At 62.2% G+C, this 21,521-nt stretch carries 21 protein-coding genes and 4 tRNA genes; 11 read left to right on the top strand and 14 right to left on the bottom strand.

The features are described from left to right. From BBG20_RS14430 to BBG20_RS14385, 10 genes are all read left to right on the top strand, one after another. The coding region (locus BBG20_RS14430) for a DNA cytosine methyltransferase (RefSeq protein WP_065904571.1) at positions 1-1,950 on the top strand (1,950 nt) is incomplete at its 5' end. Positions 1,951-1,994: 44 nt separating this feature from the next. Further along, entirely contained in the window at positions 1,995-2,573 is a 579-nt protein-coding gene (locus tag BBG20_RS14425) for a hypothetical protein (RefSeq protein WP_065904569.1), read from the top strand. Positions 2,574-2,583: 10 nt separating this feature from the next. Continuing rightward, the gene (locus tag BBG20_RS14420; protein WP_065904567.1) at positions 2,584-3,276 is read left to right on the top strand and encodes a hypothetical protein; all 693 of its coding nucleotides are present in this window, start codon (positions 2,584-2,586) and stop codon (positions 3,274-3,276) included. A 45-nt stretch (positions 3,277-3,321) separates the two neighbouring features. Then, positions 3,322-4,272, top strand: coding sequence for a hypothetical protein (locus tag BBG20_RS14415; RefSeq protein ID WP_065904565.1), 951 nt, complete (start codon positions 3,322-3,324; stop codon positions 4,270-4,272). Then, positions 4,269-4,499: a hypothetical protein gene (locus BBG20_RS14410; protein ID WP_065904563.1), complete on the top strand. Its 231-nt coding sequence runs from the start codon at positions 4,269-4,271 to the stop codon at positions 4,497-4,499. Before BBG20_RS14415 ends, BBG20_RS14410 begins: the two co-directional genes overlap by 4 nt. A gap of 49 nt (positions 4,500-4,548) precedes the next feature. Then, the gene (locus tag BBG20_RS14405; protein WP_141697288.1) at positions 4,549-5,184 is read left to right on the top strand and encodes a hypothetical protein; all 636 of its coding nucleotides are present in this window, start codon (positions 4,549-4,551) and stop codon (positions 5,182-5,184) included. Beyond that, entirely contained in the window at positions 5,181-5,513 is a 333-nt protein-coding gene (locus BBG20_RS14400; protein ID WP_065904559.1) for a hypothetical protein, read from the top strand. Before BBG20_RS14405 ends, BBG20_RS14400 begins: the two co-directional genes overlap by 4 nt. 49 nt (positions 5,514-5,562) lie before the next feature. After that, a complete protein-coding gene (locus tag BBG20_RS14395; protein WP_065904557.1) occupies positions 5,563-5,901 on the top strand; it encodes a hypothetical protein in 339 nt (112 codons plus the stop codon). A gap of 38 nt (positions 5,902-5,939) precedes the next feature. Then, positions 5,940-6,173, top strand: a complete 234-nt coding sequence (locus BBG20_RS14390; RefSeq protein ID WP_049712342.1) for a hypothetical protein — start codon at positions 5,940-5,942, stop codon at positions 6,171-6,173. Continuing rightward, a complete protein-coding gene (locus tag BBG20_RS14385; RefSeq protein ID WP_065904554.1) occupies positions 6,173-7,309 on the top strand; it encodes a tyrosine-type recombinase/integrase in 1,137 nt (378 codons plus the stop codon). Before BBG20_RS14390 ends, BBG20_RS14385 begins: the two co-directional genes overlap by 1 nt. 109 nt (positions 7,310-7,418) lie before the next feature. Here the strand turns inward: BBG20_RS14385 and BBG20_RS14380 are convergent. Continuing rightward, positions 7,419-7,495 (bottom strand) — tRNA-Val (locus tag BBG20_RS14380). Positions 7,496-7,679: 184 nt separating this feature from the next. Here BBG20_RS14380 and BBG20_RS14375 point away from each other — a divergent pair. Then, positions 7,680-8,963 carry an NAD(P)/FAD-dependent oxidoreductase gene (locus tag BBG20_RS14375; RefSeq protein ID WP_065904552.1) on the top strand — a complete coding sequence of 428 codons (1,284 nt, stop codon included), beginning with the start codon at positions 7,680-7,682 and terminating at the stop codon, positions 8,961-8,963. A 194-nt stretch (positions 8,964-9,157) separates the two neighbouring features. Here BBG20_RS14375 and BBG20_RS14370 read toward each other — a convergent pair. From BBG20_RS14370 to BBG20_RS14310, 13 genes are all read right to left on the bottom strand, one after another. Continuing rightward, positions 9,158-9,234 (bottom strand) — tRNA-Asp (locus BBG20_RS14370). Positions 9,235-9,340: 106 nt separating this feature from the next. Then, positions 9,341-9,417: transfer RNA gene (locus BBG20_RS14365), tRNA-Asp, on the bottom strand. Between the two features lie 54 nt (positions 9,418-9,471). Continuing rightward, a tRNA-Val gene (locus BBG20_RS14360) sits at positions 9,472-9,547 on the bottom strand. Between the two features lie 99 nt (positions 9,548-9,646). Then, entirely contained in the window at positions 9,647-10,411 is a 765-nt protein-coding gene (locus tag BBG20_RS14355; protein WP_065904573.1) for an SDR family oxidoreductase, read from the bottom strand. Between the two features lie 11 nt (positions 10,412-10,422). Further along, on the bottom strand, positions 10,423-11,634 hold the full coding sequence (locus BBG20_RS14350; RefSeq protein ID WP_065904550.1) for an O-succinylhomoserine sulfhydrylase: 1,212 nt from the start codon (positions 11,632-11,634) through the stop codon (positions 10,423-10,425). A 65-nt stretch (positions 11,635-11,699) separates the two neighbouring features. Then, the gene (purF, locus tag BBG20_RS14345) at positions 11,700-13,205 is read right to left on the bottom strand and encodes an amidophosphoribosyltransferase (RefSeq protein ID WP_065904549.1); all 1,506 of its coding nucleotides are present in this window, start codon (positions 13,203-13,205) and stop codon (positions 11,700-11,702) included. 41 nt (positions 13,206-13,246) lie between these two features. After that, positions 13,247-13,804 (bottom strand): CvpA family protein, encoded by a 558-nt coding sequence (locus BBG20_RS14340; RefSeq protein ID WP_003192538.1) that lies wholly within the window; start codon positions 13,802-13,804, stop codon positions 13,247-13,249. A 256-nt stretch (positions 13,805-14,060) separates the two neighbouring features. Then, positions 14,061-14,723 (bottom strand): SPOR domain-containing protein, encoded by a 663-nt coding sequence (locus tag BBG20_RS14335; protein ID WP_065904548.1) that lies wholly within the window; start codon positions 14,721-14,723, stop codon positions 14,061-14,063. After that, positions 14,707-16,014 carry a bifunctional tetrahydrofolate synthase/dihydrofolate synthase gene (gene folC, locus BBG20_RS14330; protein ID WP_065904547.1) on the bottom strand — a complete coding sequence of 436 codons (1,308 nt, stop codon included), beginning with the start codon at positions 16,012-16,014 and terminating at the stop codon, positions 14,707-14,709. The genes BBG20_RS14335 and folC overlap by 17 nt, the downstream gene beginning before the upstream one ends. Then, positions 16,011-16,931, bottom strand: a complete 921-nt coding sequence (accD, locus tag BBG20_RS14325; protein WP_025856447.1) for an acetyl-CoA carboxylase, carboxyltransferase subunit beta — start codon at positions 16,929-16,931, stop codon at positions 16,011-16,013. Before accD ends, folC begins: the two co-directional genes overlap by 4 nt. Positions 16,932-17,175: 244 nt before the next feature. Further along, on the bottom strand, positions 17,176-17,808 hold the full coding sequence (locus tag BBG20_RS14320) for a phosphoribosylanthranilate isomerase (RefSeq protein ID WP_065904545.1): 633 nt from the start codon (positions 17,806-17,808) through the stop codon (positions 17,176-17,178). Between the two features lie 64 nt (positions 17,809-17,872). Then, positions 17,873-18,697 carry a tRNA pseudouridine(38-40) synthase TruA gene (gene truA, locus BBG20_RS14315; RefSeq protein ID WP_065904543.1) on the bottom strand — a complete coding sequence of 275 codons (825 nt, stop codon included), beginning with the start codon at positions 18,695-18,697 and terminating at the stop codon, positions 17,873-17,875. Positions 18,698-18,911: 214 nt separating this feature from the next. Next, complete coding sequence (locus tag BBG20_RS14310) at positions 18,912-21,467, bottom strand: FimV/HubP family polar landmark protein (RefSeq protein ID WP_065904541.1); 2,556 nt, start codon at positions 21,465-21,467, stop codon at positions 18,912-18,914. Positions 21,468-21,521 lie beyond the last annotated feature (54 nt).

Here is a 21,521-nt window from a genome sequence, read left to right as displayed (position 1 = left end):
CTGGGCCGCGCGGTGAACGTGGCCAAGAACCACAGCGCCGCGGCGATCAGCATGCACACCGTAAATCACCCAGGCGCCAAGCACTTCACCACCGACGTGTTCGACGGTGACCCGGACACCGAATGCGGCGGCAAGGCCGTGGGCTGGTTCCACATGTCACCGGACTGCACCCACCACAGCCAGGCTGCCGGCGGCCAGCCGCGCAAACGTGAGATACGCAACCTGTCGTGGATCGGCCTCAAGTGGGGAGGCAAGAAGCGCCCCCGGGTGATCAGCCTGGAAAACGTGAAGCAGATCCTGCAGTGGGGCCGATTGATCGCCAAGCGTGACAAGGCCAGCGGGCGGGTGGTGACCCTGGACCAGGTGCCGCACCCAACCAAGAAGGGAAAGACCACCAACCGAATCGCCGCACCGGGCGAGCAAGTGCCGGTATCGAACCAGTTCCTGGTCCCTGATCCGAAGCAGCGTGGCCGCACCTGGCGTCGGTTTGTGGCGCTGCTGGAAGGGATGGGTTATGTCGTGGAGTGGAAGGTGATCAGGGCATGCGACTTCGGCGCACCGACCAGCCGGGAGCGCCTGTTCATGATCGCCCGGTGCGATGGCCGGCCGATCGTCTGGCCGGAGCCTACTCACGCGAAGAACCCGGTCAAGGGCCAGCAAAAGTGGAAGACCGCCGCTGACTGCATCGACTTCACCGACCTGGGCAAAAGCATCTTCGGCCGCAAGAAGGACCTGGCCGACGCAACGTTGCGCCGGGTTGCCAAGGGCATGAAGAAGTTCGTCATCGACAACCCGGCGCCTTTCATTGTGCCGATTGCGAACTGGTCGGGTGAGTCGGTGCAGTCTGCCGATGAGCCGCTGCGCACAATCACCTCCTATCCAAAGGGTGGTGCCTTCTCCGTGGTCAGCCCGGTGATCGCACCGGCAACGCACCAGGGCAGCGATCGAATCAATGACCCTCTCGAACCGCTGCCGACAGTGACCTGTGCGAACCGCGGCGAGCTGACGCTGATAAGCCCGTTGATGGTTGGGGCCGGTGGCCCGGAGTACTCAGGCAAGCCGATGGGCATGGACCAGCCGGTGGGCACGGTGATGACCCAGAACCACCGCTCGTTGGCTTCCGCCTGCATCGTCCAGGCTGGGCACGGCGAGGGCTCTGGCGCAAACAAGCGCCGCTCCCACGGGGTGAACGACATCTGCGGCCCGATCGGCACCGTCACTGCCAGCGGCGGCGGCCAGTCCGTCAGCACCGCGGTGATGATCCAGGCCAACGGCGGATTCAACACCACCCACGCCAAAGGCATGGATGAGCCCATGACCACGGTGACCAACACCGGCAGCCAGCAGCAGCTGGCGACGGCGCACCTGGTGCACATGCGCGGCAACTGTGATGCACGGGACGCAAATGACCCGCTGCACACCATCAGCGCCGGCGGCCAGCACCACGGGTTGGTCAGCGCTTTCATGGAGCGGGCATTCGGCGGCAGCGTTGGCCAGGGCCTGGACGAGCCGGCACCGACCATCACGGCTGGCGGCGGTGGCAAAAGCTCCTTGGTGTCGCTCACCCTGTCGCCGGAACACGAAGCGGGCGCCCTGCGGGTCGCTGCATTCCTGATCAGCTATTACGGGACCGAGAACACCAGCGCCTGCGATGCACCGGCACCCACGGTCACCACCAAGGACCGGCTGGCCCTGGTCACGGTGATGGTGAAGGGCACGCCCTACGTGATCGTCGATATCTGCCTGCGGATGCTCAAGCCACCTGAGCTGTACAAGGCCCAGGGGTTCCCCGCCGGCTACATCATCACCCACGGATCCGACGGCAAGCCCTTCACCATCACCCAGCAAGTGCACATGTGCGGCAATAGCGTGAGCCCGCCGCCAATGGCGGCTATCGCAGGAGCAAACGACCCGTGGCTCGCCGAGCAGCGCCAAGCACACGCTGCATAACTCCCCCACTCCACCGCCCGGGCATGGCCCGGCAAGGACTCCCCGTGATCAATTTGTTCTGGCGCCTGGTCGCCAAGCTGCTCGCGCGCCCAGCGGTTGCCGCCTGGATCATCGCTCGCGCCCAGCGCACCCCGTACCTGCACATCATGTCCGCCGACGGCCAGACCCGCTACATGGGCCGCTGGTGGTTGTTCAACCCCTACTCCCGCGATACGCACAAGCCGGCGCTGTGGTGGTTCCCGTGGTCGTTCCGCGTGCACCACATCATGCGGCACGACGAAGACCGGGACCTACACGACCACCCGTGGAACGCCCGCACGATCATCCTGCGCGGCTGGTACACCGAACAACGGCTAGATCCTGCGACCTACTTCGAAATGCTGACACCAGGCCTTCCTCTGCTGTGGCGGGAAGAGCAGGACGATCTCTGCAAGCTGTCAATGAAGAGTCGGAGGCCGGGCGACACCGCGCGCCTCAATCACGGCGAGTACCACCGTATCGACGAGGTCTCACCCGGCGGCGTCTACACCCTATTCATCACCAGCAAGTGGCGTGGTGACTGGGGCTTTCTGGTCAACGGCGTGAAGGTGCCATGGCGCACCTACACCGGCACCGACAATTGAGGTTCTAAGCATGAGCAAGGTAATTCAAACGGTTGAAGAACTGGACGCCGTGCTGCACTGGCGTGGCAAGCACGCTCAGGCGATCCGCGAGCGTGATGCCTTGCAGCAGCGCCTGACCGCAGCCGATGAGCGGGAGGGAGCACTGGGAAGCCTGGTGCCGGAGGCTGAGTTAGCCTTGAAGGCGCTGAATGTTGCCGTCAGCGTTTACGACGTTGAGCTGGCAGACAGCGCCCGGCGAGGTTTGCGCTTGATCATCGCCGCGCTCAAGCCAGCCGAGCAGCCCGCGCTGGGCCGGCGCGAACCGGTGCACAAATGCCAGAAGTGCAATGGCCGTGGATCTGTGCCGACTCGTCTCCCCGGTGAAGGCGAAACCGCATATCGGGATCGTTGCAATCTCTACGCCGAGCAGCCAGCGCAGCCCCAGGGCGAGCCGGTGGCGTGGGCAAATTGGAAAGTTGGATCAAAGTCATACGTTCCATTCCGCACTGTCGACGAGGCGCGGCGCAGCGTTAACGCATCTGAAATTTCAGCAACACAAAACGGCCCTTACAGAGTTGTGCCGCTCTACGCCGAGCAGCCCGCGCCGGTAGCGGTTGGTCTGCCTGTCGATCCTGAGCGCGAGCGCCTGATGGAAATCGTTCAGCAATACCCAAATGTCGATCCGCTCAAATACGACGCCGCAGTTCGAACACTCCGCAAGTAACCCCTCCCCCTTCAAAGTCAGCCGCTATAGCGGCAAGGACGACCTATGGCCAGAAAAAACCACCTCATCGTCGACTCAGGCTACACCCAGGATAACGAGCGCTGGTCGCTCTCCGCCTGCGGTCTTAACGAAGACTCCGAGGTGTCGTGGGATGGCACCCACAAGCGCGACCTTGTCAGCTGCAAACGGTGCCAGGCGAAAATGGCCAAACCCCGCGAGGCGCCGGATCCATTCCATAAAGAACGGCCCATTCTTTTCAACGGTGCAATGGTTCGCGCGATTCTGTCCGGACAAAAAACGGTCACGCGCCGCCTGGTCAGAGGCAGTCAGATCCCGAGCCGCAGCAAATCCGATTCCCCGGACCATCAGTGGATTGCCGTCGTTCAAGACCATCCACGGTGGGGTTTCGCCGCTTTCGGCGCGACTGAGCAAGAGTGCGCCGCGGAGCTAGCCATGTACGGTGGCTGCCCGTATGGCCAGCGCGGTGATCGGCTGTGGGTGCGCGAAACATGGATAGCTGACGCACAGGTTGACGTGCTCGCGCCGCGACACCTGAGCCAGGGCGAGCCGATCCTGTACCCGGCAGATGGGGCTATTAGGCAGGCCGGATGCGAAATGATCAAGCCAGGCAAGGGCCGCCCATCCATCCATATGCCCCGCTGGGTCAGCCGCATCCTGCTCGAGATCACCGACGTGCGCGTCGAGCGGTTGCAGGACATCAGCGAGGACCAGGCCAAGGCCGAGGGCTGCTTCTTCACCGACTACGGCCGCAAGTGCGGGCATACCGGCAGCGGCTGGACTGAAGTCGGTGACTGCCCTGCGCCCGAAGCGCATCACCCGCAGCGCAATGGATGGATGTGGGACAAGACATCCAGTCCGAACGAGTGCCTTGGCACGGCGACTTGGGCGTTCGCCAACCTTTGGCAAAAAACCGGCGGCGAGTGGGACGCCAACCCGTGGGTCTGGGTGGTCGAGTTCAAGCGGGTGTCGCCATGACCCTACGCCAGCGCATCACCACGTACATGAGCGGCGCCGGCGGCTCCCGCGACAACTGGTTCTGCACCTGGTGGTTCCGGTTCCATATCGAGCCGCTCACCACCAAACAGATCCGCCGCGAGCTTGAACTCATGAAGTGCGAAGGCCTGGTCGAGTCGGACCACAGCCAGAGCAACAACACCAAGTGGCGGCTGACCAAATACAAACCTGATGAGGTGACGCCATGATCGCCACCCTCTGGTTCGCCTACGTCTTCATCTACCGAGGCCCTAAGCCATGAACGAACTGGTTTGCGGATGGGGAGTAAACGACGCTGGCTACGCCATCCAGTCGAGGACGTCCAACATGGTTGGCGGCGTACGGCGGCGAGTTGTCGATTTTGACTGCCCCTATTACAGGCGCTGGTCATTGATGCTCATGCGGTGCCACAACGCGAAGTTCAGGGCTCGCAACCCTGCCTACGCAAAGGCAACGATTTGCGACGAGTGGAAAAGCTTCGCGGCTTTCAAGGCGTGGATGGAACAGCAGCCCTGGCAGGGTAACGAACTGGACAAGGACATCCTCGGCGACGGCACCCGCTACTCGCCGGAAACCTGCTGCTTTGTGCCAAAGAGCGTGAACATGTTCTGGACGAGGTGTACCAGCAAGGATGGCGGGTTGATAGGCGTGAGTTTCGTCAAGTCCCGAGGCAACTACATCGCACAGTGCAGCAATGGCGGAAACCGAAAGGCGCTTGGCGTTTTCTCATCTGCAATCGATGCGCACAAGGCCTGGATTCGAGCCAAGGGCCAAGCGCTGGATGACCTGCTCAACCCGCTTAGCCTGGATGAGCGAATCGTCAAAGGCATGTACGACAAGCTCAGGGCCTTTGAGATTGCCGCCGATGAACTATCCAAGGGGCCCAGGCCATGAACGACTGTGAGCTGCTGGATCTTGCAGCGAAAGCGGCGGGCATTGATCTTGAAGAAAACCGGCACTGCCCTTCCGGCGGGATATGGATCGTCGATAAAAAGTCAGGTCTGGATGTCATCTGGTCCCCGCTGACCAATGACGGCGATGCAATGCGCCTTGCGACAAGCCTCCAGCTCAGCATTCTCTGGTTCACCAACCTGCAATACGTGATGGTCGAGCGGCGCGGATTCGGCGAGAACATCGGCTGGACCGAAGACGCGGATCGAGGTGGCGCGCTCCGCCGTGCAATCACCGTCGTAGCGGCGCAAATCGGCACCACATTTCCCTAACCCCAATCCCCCTACATGCCTGCCGGTGAGCGGCGGGCGAGGTATTCCTGTGCTCAAACAAATCGGAAAACTCATCACCGAACCGTTCCGCAAAGGTGACAAGAGCCGGCCGCTGCGCTGGCGCATGGGGATGCGGCTTAACCACATCCACAACGACCTGCACTCCAAGCATCCCAAGCTCTGGAACGCCATCGTGATGACGGCCAGAACTGTGATCTGCAAGCCATTCGGCCATCGCTGGACCAGGTTCGAGATGGTGAAGTACGGCGACTTTGGTGATTCCCGGATCTGCAAGCTCTGCCGCATCAGTCACGGGAAGCACCGCGGCGTTGACACCTACCACGAAACACATCGCCAGGGTGGCTGGAACAAGATCGCCAAACCCTAACCCACCTTCTGCCGCCCAGCGCGGCGCGGAGCATCATCATGGCAAAAGTTCTGGCCCAGATTACGGTCAAGCTGCCGCGCCTCATGGAGGCCGGTGAATACAGGAAGTTGCGGTACGTCGGCGGAAAGCCGAGCCTGCAGCAGTTGAAAAAATGGATCGAGGAAGGCGAAGTGATTGGAGAGGTAAAAGGCGGGATGTATTTCGTCGATGTGCAGGCAGCGGTCATGGGATCGAATGATCCGCTGCTGGCCAAGATGCTGGAGATCGGGTGATGGCTGCCCGGCCCCGCACGCTGCAAAACAGAAAGCTACCGCCGAACCTTTACCCGAACGGGAAGTATTGGCGGTACCGCAACCCGGTCACCGGCGTGATGACCAGTATCAACCGCCCCCTGGAAGAGGCAATCAAGCTGGCCCGGGCAGCAAACCTCAAGTTCGCCGAGTTGGTCGTAGATGACGGCTCGCTGCTGGCCGTGTTGACCGGTGACCGCCTACCAATCGTGAGCAACCTGCTGACACGCTTCGAAGAGGAATGGCTGCCGGATCGCTCATACGCCGCGCGCACCCTCGAGGAGATCAAGTTCAAGCTCGAACGATACCGGCAGGATCTGGGCGACCGTCTGATTGGGCAGCTGGATGTACTGGCCATGGCCGAGTACCTGGATAACTTCAGCAACAACGCCTACACGAAGCACCGCGGGCTGTGGGTGCAGATCTTCGCCTTTGCGGTTGCCAAGGGCCTGGCTGAGCGCAACAACGCCGAGCTGACTCTGGTGAAGAAAGAGGCCGAGAAGAAGCGCCAGCGCCACACGCTTGACGGATTGAAGATGATCATCGATGCAGCGACAACCCCGCCATGGCTGAAGCGGGCAATCCGCCTGGCCCTGGCCAGCCTTCAGCGCAGGGACGACATAGTCACCTGGCTGAAGTCTGCCGCTGACATGGAAAAGAACACGCTCACCGTGTCGCCGGGGAAAACCCAGGGGTACGAAAACCCTGTGCACCTGAAGATCACCATGGGCGCAGCGCTGCGGGAGGTTGTCGGGGAGTGCCTGCGGTCGCCGCTCGCATCGCCGTACTTGATCCACTACAAACCCAAAGCCCGCCGGCGCGAACAGATCGACGCCAAGGACCACTGGACATCCGTGACGCCGGACTACCTGACCAAGGAGTTCAGCAAGGCCAGGGATGCCGCGCACGCCTACGACCATGTGCCAGCCGGCGAGCGCCCCACTTTTCACGAGATCCGCGCATTGGGCGCGTGGCTGTACGAGCAGCAGAAATTCCCGCAGGAGTACATCCAGGCGCTGATGGGCCACGCTGACGAGAAGATGACGAAACACTATCAGGAGGGGCACGACGAAAAGAAGATCGAGTACCTGGAGGTGGGCGCCGAATTGGCGTTCTGAGGTGGGGGTTTTGCAAAAGTTTTGCAAAAGTTTTGCAAATCGCAGGCAACAAAAAAGGGCCCACCTTTCGGTGAGCCCTTCTAGACCGCCCAGCAGAGCGGATTTTGTTTGGTAGGCGCGATTGGACTCGAACCAACGACCCCCACCATGTCAAGGTGGTGCTCTAACCAACTGAGCTACGTGCCTGCTGTGAGGCGGCATTCTACGGAATTCCGGAGGGGTGTCAACATCTTTTTTGCAGCTAACCCTATGAATATGCGAATTTTTTATTTGCGGCCGTCACATCGGTATTTTTTCGGTGGCTGGCAGGCAATTTTCAACTCAGGTAGGATCGGGACACTCGTAAAAAATATAAAACAGAGGTTCCAGGATGGCGAACACCCCCTACCCCCAGTCATATTACGCCGCTTCCGCGAATGCCGTACCGCCACGCCCAAGCCTGCAAGGCGAGGTCGAAACCGACGTGTGCGTGATCGGTGCTGGCTACACCGGCCTTTCCAGCGCGCTGTTCCTGCTGGAGAACGGTTTTCGCGTGACCGTGCTGGAAGCCGCGAAGGTCGGCTTTGGTGCCTCTGGTCGCAATGGCGGGCAGATCGTCAACAGTTATAGCCGTGACATCGACGTGATCGAGCGCAGCGTCGGCCCCAAGCAGGCACAGTTGCTCGGACAGATGGCGTTCGAAGGCGGCAAGATCATTCGCGAGCGGGTGGCCAAGTACCAGATCCAGTGCGACCTGAAGGACGGCGGCGTGTTCGCTGCACTCAACAGCAAGCACATGGGCCACCTGGAGTCGCAGAAGCGCCTGTGGGAGCGTTACGGCCATACCCAGCTGGAGTTGCTGGACGAACGTCGCATCCGCGAGGTCGTGGCGTGTGACAACTATGTCGGCGGCCTGCTCGACATGAGCGGCGGGCACATCCACCCCCTCAACCTGGCGCTGGGCGAAGCAGCGGCGGTGGAATCCCTGGGCGGCAGCATCTATGAGCAGTCCGCGGCAGTGCGCATCGAGCGCGGCGCCAATCCCGTAGTGCACACCGCCGAGGGCAAGGTCAGGGCCAAGTTCATCATCGTCGCGGGCAATGCCTACCTGGGCAACCTGGTGCCGGAGCTGGCAGCCAAGTCGATGCCCTGCGGCACGCAAGTCATCACCACCGCACCGCTGGGTGACGAACTGGCCAAGTCGCTGCTGCCGCAGGATTACTGCGTCGAAGACTGCAACTACCTGCTCGACTACTACCGCCTCACCAGCGACAAGCGCCTGATTTTCGGCGGCGGCGTGGTGTATGGCGCGCGTGACCCGGCGAACATCGAGGCGATTATCCGTCCGAAGATGCTCAAGGCCTTCCCGCAGCTCAAGGACGTGAAAATCGACTACGCCTGGACCGGCAATTTCCTGCTGACCCTGTCGCGTTTGCCACAGGTCGGCCGCCTGGGCGACAACATCTACTACTCGCAGGGCTGCAGCGGCCATGGCGTGACGTACACACACTTGGCCGGCAAGGTACTGGCAGAAGCCCTTCGAGGCCAGGCAGAGCGTTTTGATGCGTTTGCCGACCTGCCCCACTACCCATTCCCGGGCGGCCAACTGCTGCGCACGCCGTTTGCCGCACTGGGCGCCTGGTACTACGGCTTGCGCGACAAACTAGGCTTTTGAGGCAAAACCTGTAGGAGCCCGCTCGCGGGCGATGGCGTCCGTGAGTTCGCCATTGCCCATGAGCGGGCTCGCACATTTCATAAATCGCAGACACAAAAAACCCCGGTCTTTCGACCAGGGTCTTTGCTATCGGATCAAAGTAGCCAGAGGCTTTCTTTGTGCTTCAAGGCGTTCAGTGGGCCTTGAGGCAGATATGGCGCAGCGGACGGGACTCGAACCCGCGACCCCCGGCGTGACAGGCCGGTATTCTAACCGACTGAACTACCGCTGCGTATCGCTTGACCAGCTACGGGTAAACCCCACAACCGTCTTGAAACATCTGATCGACCAGCCTTGGCTGTTCAATCTCAAGCCCGACGAATCGAACCTGGAAAATATGGCGCAGCGGACGGGACTCGAACCCGCGACCCCCGGCGTGACAGGCCGGTATTCTAACCGACTGAACTACCGCTGCGCGTCGGTGCAACCTTAACGTTGCGTCTTGCCCGAAGGCAAAACTCTCAAGAAGTGGTGGGTGATGACGGGATCGAACCGCCGACCCTCTGCTTGTAAGGCAGATGCTCTCCCAGCTGAGCTAATCACCCTTTGCTTCGTTGAGGCCGCGAAATTTACGCAGGTAGCGGACCTAAGTCAATAGCCTGCTTGAAGTTTTTCTGAAAAAGACAAAATGGCTTCAAGACCGCCTACTCGCTGTAAATCATCTTCTTGCTCATGCCACCGTCGACCACGAACTCCTGCCCGGTGACAAACCCGGCCTGACGCGACAACAACCACGCCACCATCGCCGCCACATCCTCCACCGTCCCCACCCTGCCCGCCGGATGCTGGGCATGGTCGGCGTCCGTCAACGGCTCGGCACGGCGCGCCGCAGGATCACGCGCATCGATCCAGCCGGGACTGACGGCGTTCACCCGCACCTCCGGACCCAGGCTGATCGCCAATGCGTGAGTCAGCGCCAGCAAGCCGCCCTTGCTTGCCGCGTAGGCCTCGGTGTCCGGCTCCGATTGACGGGCCCGGGTCGACGCCAAGTTGACGATCGCCCCGCCATGGGCGCGCAGGTACGGCGCACAGTGCTTGGCCAGCAACATCGGCCCACTGAGGTTCACCGCCAGCACACGATTCCAGTAAGCCAGGTCGAGGCTTTCCAGGGTGATATTGCGCGGGTCGGCCACTGCCGCGTTGCACACCAACGCATCCAGGCGACCAAACTGCCCCAGCACTTCGGCGACACCCTGGGCCACCTGCTTCTCGTCCGCCACGTCCATGGTGATAAACCAGGCGTTGTCGCCCAGCACCTTGGACACCTTGGAACCGCGTTCGCGGTCCAGGTCCGTCAATACCACCTGCCAGCCTTCACTGATCAGCCACGCAGCAATCCCGAGGCCAATGCCCCGGGCCGCCCCAGTGACCAATGCGACGCGGCCGTTACTGGCCGCTGCAGCTTCCATGGACCACTCGATCACAAGGCTGCCAGCCCGCGAGCCAGGTCAGCTTGCAGGTCGGCTACATCTTCCAGGCCTACCGCAATACGGATCAGGCTGTCGCGGATACCGGCGGCTTCACGCTCCTGCGGCGCCAGGCGGCCGTGGGAGGTGGTGCTTGGGTGGGTGATGGTGGTCTTGCTGTCACCCAGGTTGGCGGTGATGGAGATCAGTCGAGTCGCGTCGATAAAGCGCCATGCGCCCTCCTTGCCACCCTTGACCTCGAAACTCACCACGGCACCGAAACCGCGCTGCTGGCGCTGGGCCAACTCATGCTGCGGATGGCTCTTGAGACCGGCGTAATGCACCTTCTCGATACCGTCCTGCTGCTCCAGCCATTCGGCCAGGGCCTGGGCGTTGGCGCAGTGGGCCTTCATCCGCAGGCTGAGGGTTTCCAGGCCCTTGAGGAAAATCCACGCGTTGAACGGGCTCAGGGTCGGGCCAGCCGTGCGCAAAAACCCGACGACTTCCTTCATCTGCTCGCTGCGACCGGCCACCACACCGCCCATGCAACGGCCCTGGCCGTCGATGAACTTGGTCGCCGAGTGCACCACGACGTCCGCGCCCAACTTCAGCGGCTGCTGCAACGCCGGGGTGCAGAAGCAGTTGTCGACCACCAGCATCGCGCCCTTGGCGTGAGCCACTTCGGACAACGCGGCGATGTCCACCAGCTCTGCCAGCGGGTTGGACGGCGATTCGACGAACAGCAACTTGGTGTTGGCCTTGATTGCCGCGTCCCAGCCGGAAAGATCCGCCAGGGGCACGTAGTCCACCTCGATGCCGAAGCGCTTGAAGTACTTCTCGAACAGGCTGATGGTCGAACCGAACACGCTGCGCGAAACCAGCACATGGTCGCCGGCGCTGCACAGGCTCATCACCACCGCCAGGATCGCCGCCATGCCAGTGGCGGTAGCCACGGCCTGCTCCGCGCCTTCCAGGGCCGCGATACGTTCTTCGAACGCACGCACGGTCGGGTTGGTGTAGCGCGAATACACGTTGCCCGGCACTTCACCGGCGAAGCGCGCAGCGGCGTCGGCGGCAGTGCGAAACACGTAGCTGGAAGTGAAGAACATCGGGTCACCGTGTTCGCCTTCCGGCGTGCGGTGCTGGCCAGCGCGCACAGCCAGGGTATCGAAAGCTACGCCATCGAGGTCGCTGTCCAACCGACCGGCATCCCATTCCTGACTCATGCTGTGACTCCTTACTCAATTCTTCATTTAAGATACAAAACCGGCCCCTCAGGGCCGGTGTCTACTCAGTTGTTGTACAGATCGATGATCGCGCTGACCGCCTGGGTCTTGATCTTCGAGGAGTCGTTGCGCGCCTGCTCGATCTTGTTCAGGTAGGCCTCGTCGACATCACCGGTCACGTACTTGCCGTCGAACACGGCGCAGTCGAACTGGTCGATCTTGATCTTGCCACCGCCGACCGCTTCGATCAGGTCCGGCAGATCCTGGTAGATCAGCCAATCGGCGCCGATGAGGTCGGCCACGTCCTGGGTCGTACGGTTGTGAGCGATCAGTTCGTGGGCGCTCGGCATGTCGATACCGTAGACGTTCGGGTAGCGCACGGCAGGCGCTGCGGAACAGAAGTACACGTTCTTGGCGCCGGCTTCACGGGCCATCTGGATGATCTGCTTGCACGTGGTGCCACGCACGATGGAGTCGTCCACCAGCATCACGTTCTTGCCGCGGAATTCCAGCTCGATGGCGTTGAGCTTCTGGCGTACCGACTTCTTGCGCGCCGCCTGGCCCGGCATGATGAAGGTACGGCCGATGTAGCGGTTCTTCACGAAGCCTTCGCGGAATTTGACGCCCAGGTGGTTGGCCAATTCCAGCGCAGCCGTGCGGCTGGTGTCCGGGATCGGGATGACCACGTCGATGTCGTGCTCAGGACGCTCGCGCAGGATCTTCTCGGCCAGCTTCTCGCCCATGCGCAGGCGCGCCTTGTACACCGAAACACCGTCGATGATCGAATCCGGACGCGCCAGGTAGACGTGTTCGAAGATGCACGGGGTGAGTTTCGGCGCCACGGCGCACTGACGGGTGTGCAGCTTGCCATCTTCGGTGATGTACACCGCTTCGCCCGGCGCCAGGTCGCGGATCAGGGTGAAGCCCAGCACGTCCAGGGACACGCTTTCGGAGGCGATCATGTACTCGACGCCCTCGTCGGTGTGACGCTGGCCGAACACGATCGGACGGATGCCGTGCGGGTCACGGAAGCCGACGATGCCGTAGCCGGTAACCATCGCCACCACCGCGTAGCCACCGACGCAACGGTTATGCACGTCGGTCACGGCGGCGAACACGTCTTCTTCGGTCGGCTGCAGCTTGCCGCGCTGGGCCAGCTCGTGGGCGAACACGTTGAGCAGCACTTCTGAGTCGGAGCTGGTGTTGACGTGGCGCAGGTCAGATTCGTAAATCTCCTTGGCCAGCTGTTCAACGTTGGTCAGGTTACCGTTGTGCGCCAGGGTGATGCCGTAAGGCGAGTTGACGTAAAACGGTTGAGCTTCGGCCGATGTGGAGCTACCGGCAGTCGGGTAACGCACATGGCCAATGCCCATGTGCCCGACGAGGCGCTGCATGTGACGCTGATGGAACACGTCACGCACCAGGCCATTGTCCTTGCGCAGGAATAACCGGCCGTCGTGGCTGGTCACAATACCGGCAGCGTCCTGGCCGCGGTGCTGGAGGACGGTTAGCGCGTCATACAGCGCCTGATTGACGTTCGACTTACCGACGATACCGACGATGCCACACATGCGACGCAACCCCTACTTAATGAATCTTGACTGAACACAGCTTACTGAGGCGTTTTGGCCGGCAAGAGGTGTTCCTTGAACGGAAGATCAGCGGGTACGCTGATTCCGCTGGCCAGCCACTGACTGCTCCACCCCAATATGAGGTTCTTGGACCAATCTGCAACCAATAGAAATTTTGGCACGAGTACCGACTCCTGCCACCACGAATCCTGCTGTACCGGCCCCAGGCTCAACAGCCCGACCGCCACGACCACCAGCAACGCGCCACGCGCGGCGCCGAAGGCCATGCCGAGAAATCGATCGGTCCCGGAGAGGCCGGTGACACGTATCAACTCGCCAATAAGATAATTGACCATTGCCCCCACCAGCAGCGTGGCGATGAACATGATGGCGCAGCCCGCGATGACGCGAGCCGAAGGTGTCTCGATGTATCCGGCCAGGTAAACCGACAATGAACCGCCGAACATCCAGGCTACGACTCCTGCGATGATCCAGGTCAGCAACGACAGTGCTTCTTTTACGAAGCCGCGGCTTAGACTGATCAAAGCGGAGATGGCGACGATTGCAACGATCGCCCAGTCAACCCAGGTAAATGGCACGTTTGAGCCTACGGACGGATAAGGCGGCGCATTTTAGCAGAGCGTCGGGCTGTCGGTAAGCTGTGATTGCGGGTGCTTTGCAAATCAATGGTTTGGAGACCCCGTCCAACTTCAACCCAGCCCCAAAACCAATGTGGGAACAGGCTTGCCTGCAATGAGGGCGGCGCATTCAACATCGCTGTCGACTGCAACCACCGCCATCGCGGCAAGCCAGCTCCCACATTTGGCCAGCATTCCAACCAGAGAGTGACAGTGATCAACCGCGCTCAGGCTGGAAACGGGTGACGAACCCCTTCAAGTTCTGCTGGCGATCCAGCAAGTCGCGCAGACGGTCGGCCTCGGCACGCTCGATCAGCGGCCCGATAAACACCCGGTTCTTGCCGTCGGCACTGCGGATATAGGCGTTATACCCCTGGCTACGCAGCTTTTTCTGCAGCGCATCGGCGCCGTCGCGATTGCCCAGGCTGGCGACTTGAATCGACCAACTGATCGGCAGGCCATTCGGGTCGATACGGCTCTGCCCCACGTCCGGCTTACCCGGTGCGGCAGGCTGCGGCGCGACCGGCTTGGGCGCCGGTGCCGGCGCTGCGGGCTTGGCAGCGGCGACAGGCGCGGCCGGAGCCGGCTTGACCACCGGCACGCTTGGCTGCACGGGCATCGACGGCGCCTGTTGCGCGGCCACTTCATCATCGGTCGGCACCGGTTCTTCTTCCGGCAGGACCTGCGGCTCGGGCACCACCACTGGCTCAACCTGCACCTGCGGCACCGCCGGTGCCTGCGGCGCGGCTGGCGCCTCCACCACCACCTGGCGCTGTTCGTCCTGGCGGGAAAACAGCATCGGCAGGAAGATCACCGCCAATGCCACCAGAACCAGGGCTCCGACCATTCGCTGCTTGTATGCGCTATCCAGTAATGCCATGTGCAGCTTCCTCCGTGGAGCGCCGGGCCAACCACTCAAGCGCCTCGGCAACACAATAAAATGATCCGAACAACAGAATTTCGTCCTCGGCCGTCGCCACCGCACACTGCGCCTCAAGGGCTGCGGTCAGGCTTGCATACGACGCCACCGGCGCACCAAGGTTCTGCAACGCCTTTTCCAACTCAACCGCAGGACGGCTTCGCGGCGTATCCAGCGGCGCGACCGCCCAAGCCTGGACGCTCGCCAGCAGCGGCGCAACCACGCCATCCAGGTCCTTGTCCGCCAACAACCCGAAGACCGCCAGGCGACGCCCGACCGGTGGCGTGCGTGACAGGCGCTGCGCCAGGTACTCGGCCGCATGCGGGTTATGCCCCACATCCAGCAGCAGGTTCAGGCGCTTGCCTTGCCATTCGAATTCACGACGATCCAGGCGCCCCACTACGCGGGTCGCCAGCAACGTCGCCGCAATCTGCGCGGCATCCCACGGCAGATCCAGCAGCAGATAGGCTTGCAGCGCGAGCGCGGCATTTTCCATCGGCAGGTTCAACAGCGGCAGGTCATGCAGCTCCACCAACTGGCCACGCGCATCACGCCCGCGCCACTGCCAGTGCAGGTCACCGATCTCGAGATTGAATTCACGACCGCGCAGGAAGAACGGGCAATCCAGCTCACGCACCTTGTCGAGCAAGGTAGACGGCGGATCCACGTCCCCACACAGCGCAGGCTTGCCCTGGCGAAAGATCCCGGCCTTTTCATAAGCCACCGACTCACGGGTATTGCCCAGGTAGTCGGCATGGTCCACACCAATGCTGGTGACCAGGGCCATGTCGGCATCCACCACGTTGACCGTGTCCAGGCGCCCGCCCAGGCCAACTTCCAGCACCACCACATCGAGTTGCGCGCGCTCGAACAACCAGAACGCCGCCAGGGTGCCCATTTCGAAGTAAGTCAGGGAGATCTCGCCCCGGCCGGCATCAAGTGCCGCAAAGGCTTCGCAGAGTTGCTCATCCGTGGCTTCGACGCCATTGAGCTGCACCCGCTCGTTGTAGCGCAGCAGGTGCGGAGAGTTGTAGACGCCGACTTTCAGCCCTTGGGCCTGCAGCAGCGCCGCGACAAAGGCACACGTAGAGCCTTTGCCGTTGGTGCCGGTCACCGTGATCACTCGCGGCGCCGGCCGACCCAACCCAAGGCGGGCCGCTACCTGTTGCGAGCGCTCCAGGCCCATGTCGATGGCGGACGGATGCAACTGCTCAAGGTAGGCGAGCCATTCGCCGAGGGTACGTTGGGTCATAGGTTTGCAGGCACCGGTGGGACGACGATTGGCTCGACTTTAGGCGCGACGTACACAGGGGTCGGCAGGCCCATCATTTGTGCCAGCAGGTTACCCAGGCGTGGACGCAGTTCGCCGCGCGGGATGATCAGGTCGATGGCGCCATGCTCCAACAGGAACTCGCTGCGCTGGAAGCCTTCCGGCAGTTTTTCGCGCACGGTCTGCTCGATTACGCGCGGGCCGGCGAAGCCGATCAGGGCTTTTGGCTCACCGACGATCACGTCACCAAGCATCGCCAGGCTGGCGGAAACGCCGCCGTAGACCGGGTCGGTCAGTACGGAGATGAATGGAATGCCTTCCTCGCGCAGACGCGCCAGTACCGCAGAAGTCTTGGCCATTTGCATCAGGGAGATCAGGGCTTCCTGCATACGCGCACCACCAGAGGCGGCGAAGCAGATCATCGGGCAACGGTTTTCCAGGGCGTAGTTGGCAGCGCGAACAAAGCGCTCGCCGACGATGGCCCCCATGGAACCGCCCATGAAGGAAAACTCGAACGCCGACACCACCACCGGCATGCCCAGCAGCTTGCCGCTGACAGAAATCAGTGCGTCCTTCTCACCGGTCTGCTTTTGCGCAGCGGTCAGGCGGTCCTTGTACTTCTTGCCGTCGCGAAACTTCAGGCGGTCAACCGGCTCCAGGTCCGCACCCAGCTCGTTACGGCCTTCGGCGTCGAGGAAGATATCGATGCGGGCGCGGGCGCCGATACGCATGTGGTGATTGCACTTGGGGCAAACGTCCAGGGTCTTTTCCAGCTCGGGGCGGTACAACACCGCGTCGCAGGATGGGCACTTGTGCCACAGACCTTCAGGAACCGAGCTTTTCTTCACCTCGGAACGCATGATCGAAGGGATCAGTTTGTCTACTAACCAGTTGCTCATGCTTTCTTTCTCCAGTACCGGTGGCTTGAACACAGCCCCGCGTATGCCCTTGAGCTAAATTCATATGTGGCGATGACACAGGTGGGACGGGGTCAGGTGTTCGACCAGCCATTTCCCGCCTGCATCCTCAGCCTTCCAGACAACCTGCCAGCGCAGGCTTGCCACTTCATTGCCGGGCCACCCACAGGCGGCGCCGGGCTGTTTTACACAGTGGTAGTTATGGACGGCGGCAGACTGCCAGCCGTCACATCCCGCCACTGCTGTTGCGCACAGCCTGCATGAATGCGCGAATCTTGCTGTGATCCTTGATGCCCTTGCCCTGCTCTACCCCACCGCTGACGTCCACCGCATACGGGCGCACCTGCGCGATCGCCGCGCCGACGTTGTCGGGGTTGAGCCCCCCGGCGAGGATGATCGGCTTGCTCAGCCCCGGAGGAATCAGCGACCAGTCGAACGCCTCACCGGTGCCACCGGGCACACCTTCGACATACGTATCCAGGAGGATCCCGCGTGCACCGGTATAGGCGGCGCAGGCACGGGCGATATCGTCACCGGCCTTGACCCGCAACGCCTTGATATACGGGCGCTGGTAGCTTTCGCACTCATCAGGGGTTTCGTCGCCGTGAAACTGCAGCATATCCAGCGGCACGGCATCCAGGGTTTCGTTGAGTTCGCAGCGGCTGGCATTGACGAACAGGCCCACGGTGGTCACAAACGGCGGCAAGGCATTGATGATCGCCCGCGCCTGCAACACATTCACCGCCCTCGGACTGCGTGCATAAAACACGAAACCGATGGCATCCGCCCCCGCCTCGACTGCCGCCAGCGCGTCTTCTATGCGGGTAATCCCGCAAATCTTGCTGCGAACGGCAGACATATCGTAGAAACCTCAGGGGTTGAACCGAGAAAGTCCCGGATGGTAACAAAAGCTTTTCCGGGCGTCAGCCGCCAAGTTCACTGAAACCTGTGAGGAAGTGTGGCCCGATGAAACGCTCCGGCAGTTCGAACTCGTCACGGTACTCCACTTGCACCAGGTACAGGCCGAACGGATGCGCCGTCACCCCGCCGGTGCGGCGTATACGGCTTTCCAGCACTTCCTTGGCCCATTCAACCGGACGCTCGCCGGTACCGATGGTCATCAGTACACCGGCAATATTTCGTACCATATGGTGCAGGAACGCCCCGGCACGGATATCCAGCACGATCATCTTGCCGTGACGGGTCACGCGCAGGTGGTGGACTTCCTTGATCGGCGACTTGGCCTGGCACTGCCCCGCGCGAAAGGCGCTGAAATCATGCACGCCGACCAAGTGCTGCGCGGCCTCGGCCATGCGCTCGGCGTCCAGCGGGCGGTGGTTCCAGGTAATTTCCTGGTTGAGGTGCGCCGGGCGGATCTGGTCGTTGTAGATCACGTAGCGATAACGCCGGGCAATCGCCTTGAAACGCGCATGAAAGTGCGCCGGCATGACCTTGGCCCAGCTGACGCTGACGTCATGCGGCAAATTGATATTGGCGCCCATCACCCACGCTTTCATCGAACGCTCGGCCTGGGTGTCAAAGTGCACCACCTGGCCGCACGCATGCACGCCGGCATCGGTGCGTCCGGCGCACATCAGCGATATGGGGGAGTCGGCGACTTTCGCCAGGGCATTCTCGAGGGTTTCCTGCACCGTCAACACACCCGAGGCCTGACGCTGCCAGCCGCGATAGCGCGAACCTTTGTATTCCACGCCCAGGGCGATGCGGTAAAAGCCGTCAGCCGCCATTTCGGCGACCGGATTATCTATATTTGCCAAGAACTGAGAGCCTGATGAGTTGCGCAAAGGCCGCCATTATGCCGATTTGTGCCGGAGCTGGCTTGCCTGCGATGCAAGCGACCCGGTCTTTCGGTAAAACCGAGCGAAGGGTATCGCCGGCAAACCAGCGCCGACAAAAGCAAAACGGCGACCCGAAGGTCGCCGCTGCATCAACTATTGACTGTTACGCCAGTCGGCCGAGCATTTCCTTGGCCTCGCCGCGCTGCACTTCATCACCTTCGGTGAGCACTTCGGAAAGGATATCCCGCGCACCGTCGGCGTCGCCCATGTCGATATAGGCTTGGGCCAGGTCGAGCTTGGTGGCGACTTCGTCAGTGCCGGAGAGGAAGTCGAACTCCGGCTCATCTCCGCCCAGCGCCGCGTCTTCAGCGGTGAAGGACGGCTCGATGGAGGGGTGTTCCAGGCTCTGCGACAGGCGATCCAGCTCGGCGTTGACGTCATCCAGCTCCGAGGCGAAGGCATCCGGCTTGGCGTTGGCCTCCGGCTCGTCGGCCAGGGACAGGTCGAAATCTTCCGGCAGGTCGAAGTCATCCAGCGCCGCAGGCGTCAGGGTCGGCGGCTCGACCGCCGGCACATCCTTCATCTGGTCTTCAAGGCCGGAGAGGAAGTCGTCGTCGGACTGCGCCGAAACCGGGGCATCCAACTGCAGGTCGAGGTCGAAGTCCGAGAGATCATCCGGGCTCGCCTTGGCTTCGGTCTGCTGCTGCAACAGCGATTCAAACGTCTGCTGATCACCCTTGACCTCGGCCGGCGAAGCCGCTTCGAGATCGTCCAGGCTCAGGTCGAAATCGGTGTCGAACGCCTCTGGCTCAGGGGCCGCGGGTTTGTCTTCAAGCAAATCCTTGACGTACTGGGCATCCAGCGCGGCCGCGGCGACGGCGGCACTGACGCCTGCCGCCAGCACCGCCATGGCCGGGAAGCGGCTCTTGAGCTGTTCGACCTGGGCATGGTTTTCACCGTTGGCGACCAGTTGGCGCTCCTGGGTGACAAAACCGTCCTTGTCGTTTTGCAGGCCGTAGACTTCCATCAGCTTCAAGCGCAGGTCGCTGCGCTTGGGCTCGTGCTTGATAGCTTGCTCCAACACGTCAGCGGCCTGGTTCAGATGGCCACGGTCTATATGCGACTGCGCCTGTACCAATGCGTCGTTGGTGTTTTCCGGGGCCACGGCAACGGCCAGCGGGGCGAGCACCGAAGCAACCGTCGGCGCCACCACCGCCGGTTCAACCACGGGGGCCGGCGCGGGAGCGGCCGCCAGCTTGACGTTCGGCGGCGGTACTTCCAGGCCTTCGAAGCTGTCGGGCGGCAGGTCATGGTCGATATTGGAGGTGAAGGCCGGCTCTTCAGCCAGGGCCCGCGCCATGCGCAGGTGCTTTTCCTCTTCCAGGCGCGCATTGCGATGACGCGCCCACAACAGCAGGAGCAGCAGCACCAGCAAGCCCGCCGCACCGCCGATCACCCCCAGGACGATCGGGTTGGTCAGCAGGTCATTGAATTTGCCTTCGGTGGTGGCGGGCGCAGCCTCCGGCTTGATCGGCTCGGGTGCGGGCGCTGCTGGCGTAGCGGCAGCGGCCGGGGCTGCAGGGGCCGTTGAAGCGGCCGCCGGGTCGCTGGCCAACTGCGCGGGCATCGCCGCCGTGGCCTGCGCGCTCGGATCACCCTTCTCCGCCTGCAAGCGCGCGAGTTGATCGTTCTTCAGCTGAATCAGCTTTTGCAGCTTGTCCAACTGGCTCTGCAAGTCGGCCGCACGGCTTTTCAGCTCTTCGTTGTCGCGGCGAGTGGTGTCGAGTTGTTCCTGGGTCATCGCCAGCTTGTCGCTCAGCGCCTGGCCGTCGCCGGCCTTGCCCTTGCCGCCTTTGCGCGCTGCTTCGGCCGAGACCAGGCTCAGGTTGTCCTTGGCGTTGGTGCTTGCCGGTGCATTGCCGGCCTGGGTACGCCGGGTGGCGTCCAGCTGTTGCTTGCCTGCTGCTTGATTCGTGCCCGAACGGCGCCCCTCACGCCAGGCGGCGTTCTGTGCGCTGACTTCGGCAATCGCCTGTGGTTGCGCAAGTGCGGTGCTTTGCACCGTGTCGGGCAGGCGCAGGACCTGGCCGGTTTTCAGGCGGTTGATATTGCCGTCGATAAACGCATCGGGGTTGAGCGCCTGGATAGCCAGCATGGTCTGCTGTACCGAACCGCCGTTGCGGTTCTTCGCGGCAATTTCCCACAAGGTATCGCGGGAGGTGGTTGTGTGTTGCGCAGGCTTGGTCGCGGCAGGCGCGGTGCTGGCTGCAGTCCCCGCACGCGGTGCGGGGGCTGCTGCCGTCGGCGCTGGCTGGTCGAATTTTGCCGGGTCAAGCAACACGCTGTAGTCGCGCATCAGGCGGCCGTTGGGCCATTGCACCTGCAGCAGGAAGCGTACGTAGGAATCGGGCAACGGCTTGCTGGAGGTGACACGCACCACGCTGCGGCCGTTGGGATTGACCACCGGCGTGAAGGTCAGGTCATTGAGAAAGGCCTGGCGGTCAACCCCGGCATCCACAAACGCCTGGTCGGAAGCCAGGCTCGGGGTGATCTCGGACGCCGTGAGGCCACCGACATCGAGCAATTCGATTTCCACCGACAACGGCTGGTTCAACTTCGACTTGAGGGTCATCTCCCCCAGCTGCAGCGCCTGCGCCATACCGGAGGACAGCGCCGAGGCGGCCGCTATTGCTAACACCAGTTTGCGAACTTGAACCATAGCCTCATCCTTTGTTTGAACACTCCCCGGCCTGCGAGAAGGTTGGTAACCGCT

It is taken from the genome of Pseudomonas aylmerensis (genome assembly GCF_001702265.1).
GTDB lineage: Bacteria > Pseudomonadota > Gammaproteobacteria > Pseudomonadales > Pseudomonadaceae > Aquipseudomonas > Aquipseudomonas aylmerensis.
The sequence above is the reverse complement of the archived record's forward strand: the minus strand, read 5'-3'. Positions and strand labels throughout refer to the sequence as shown.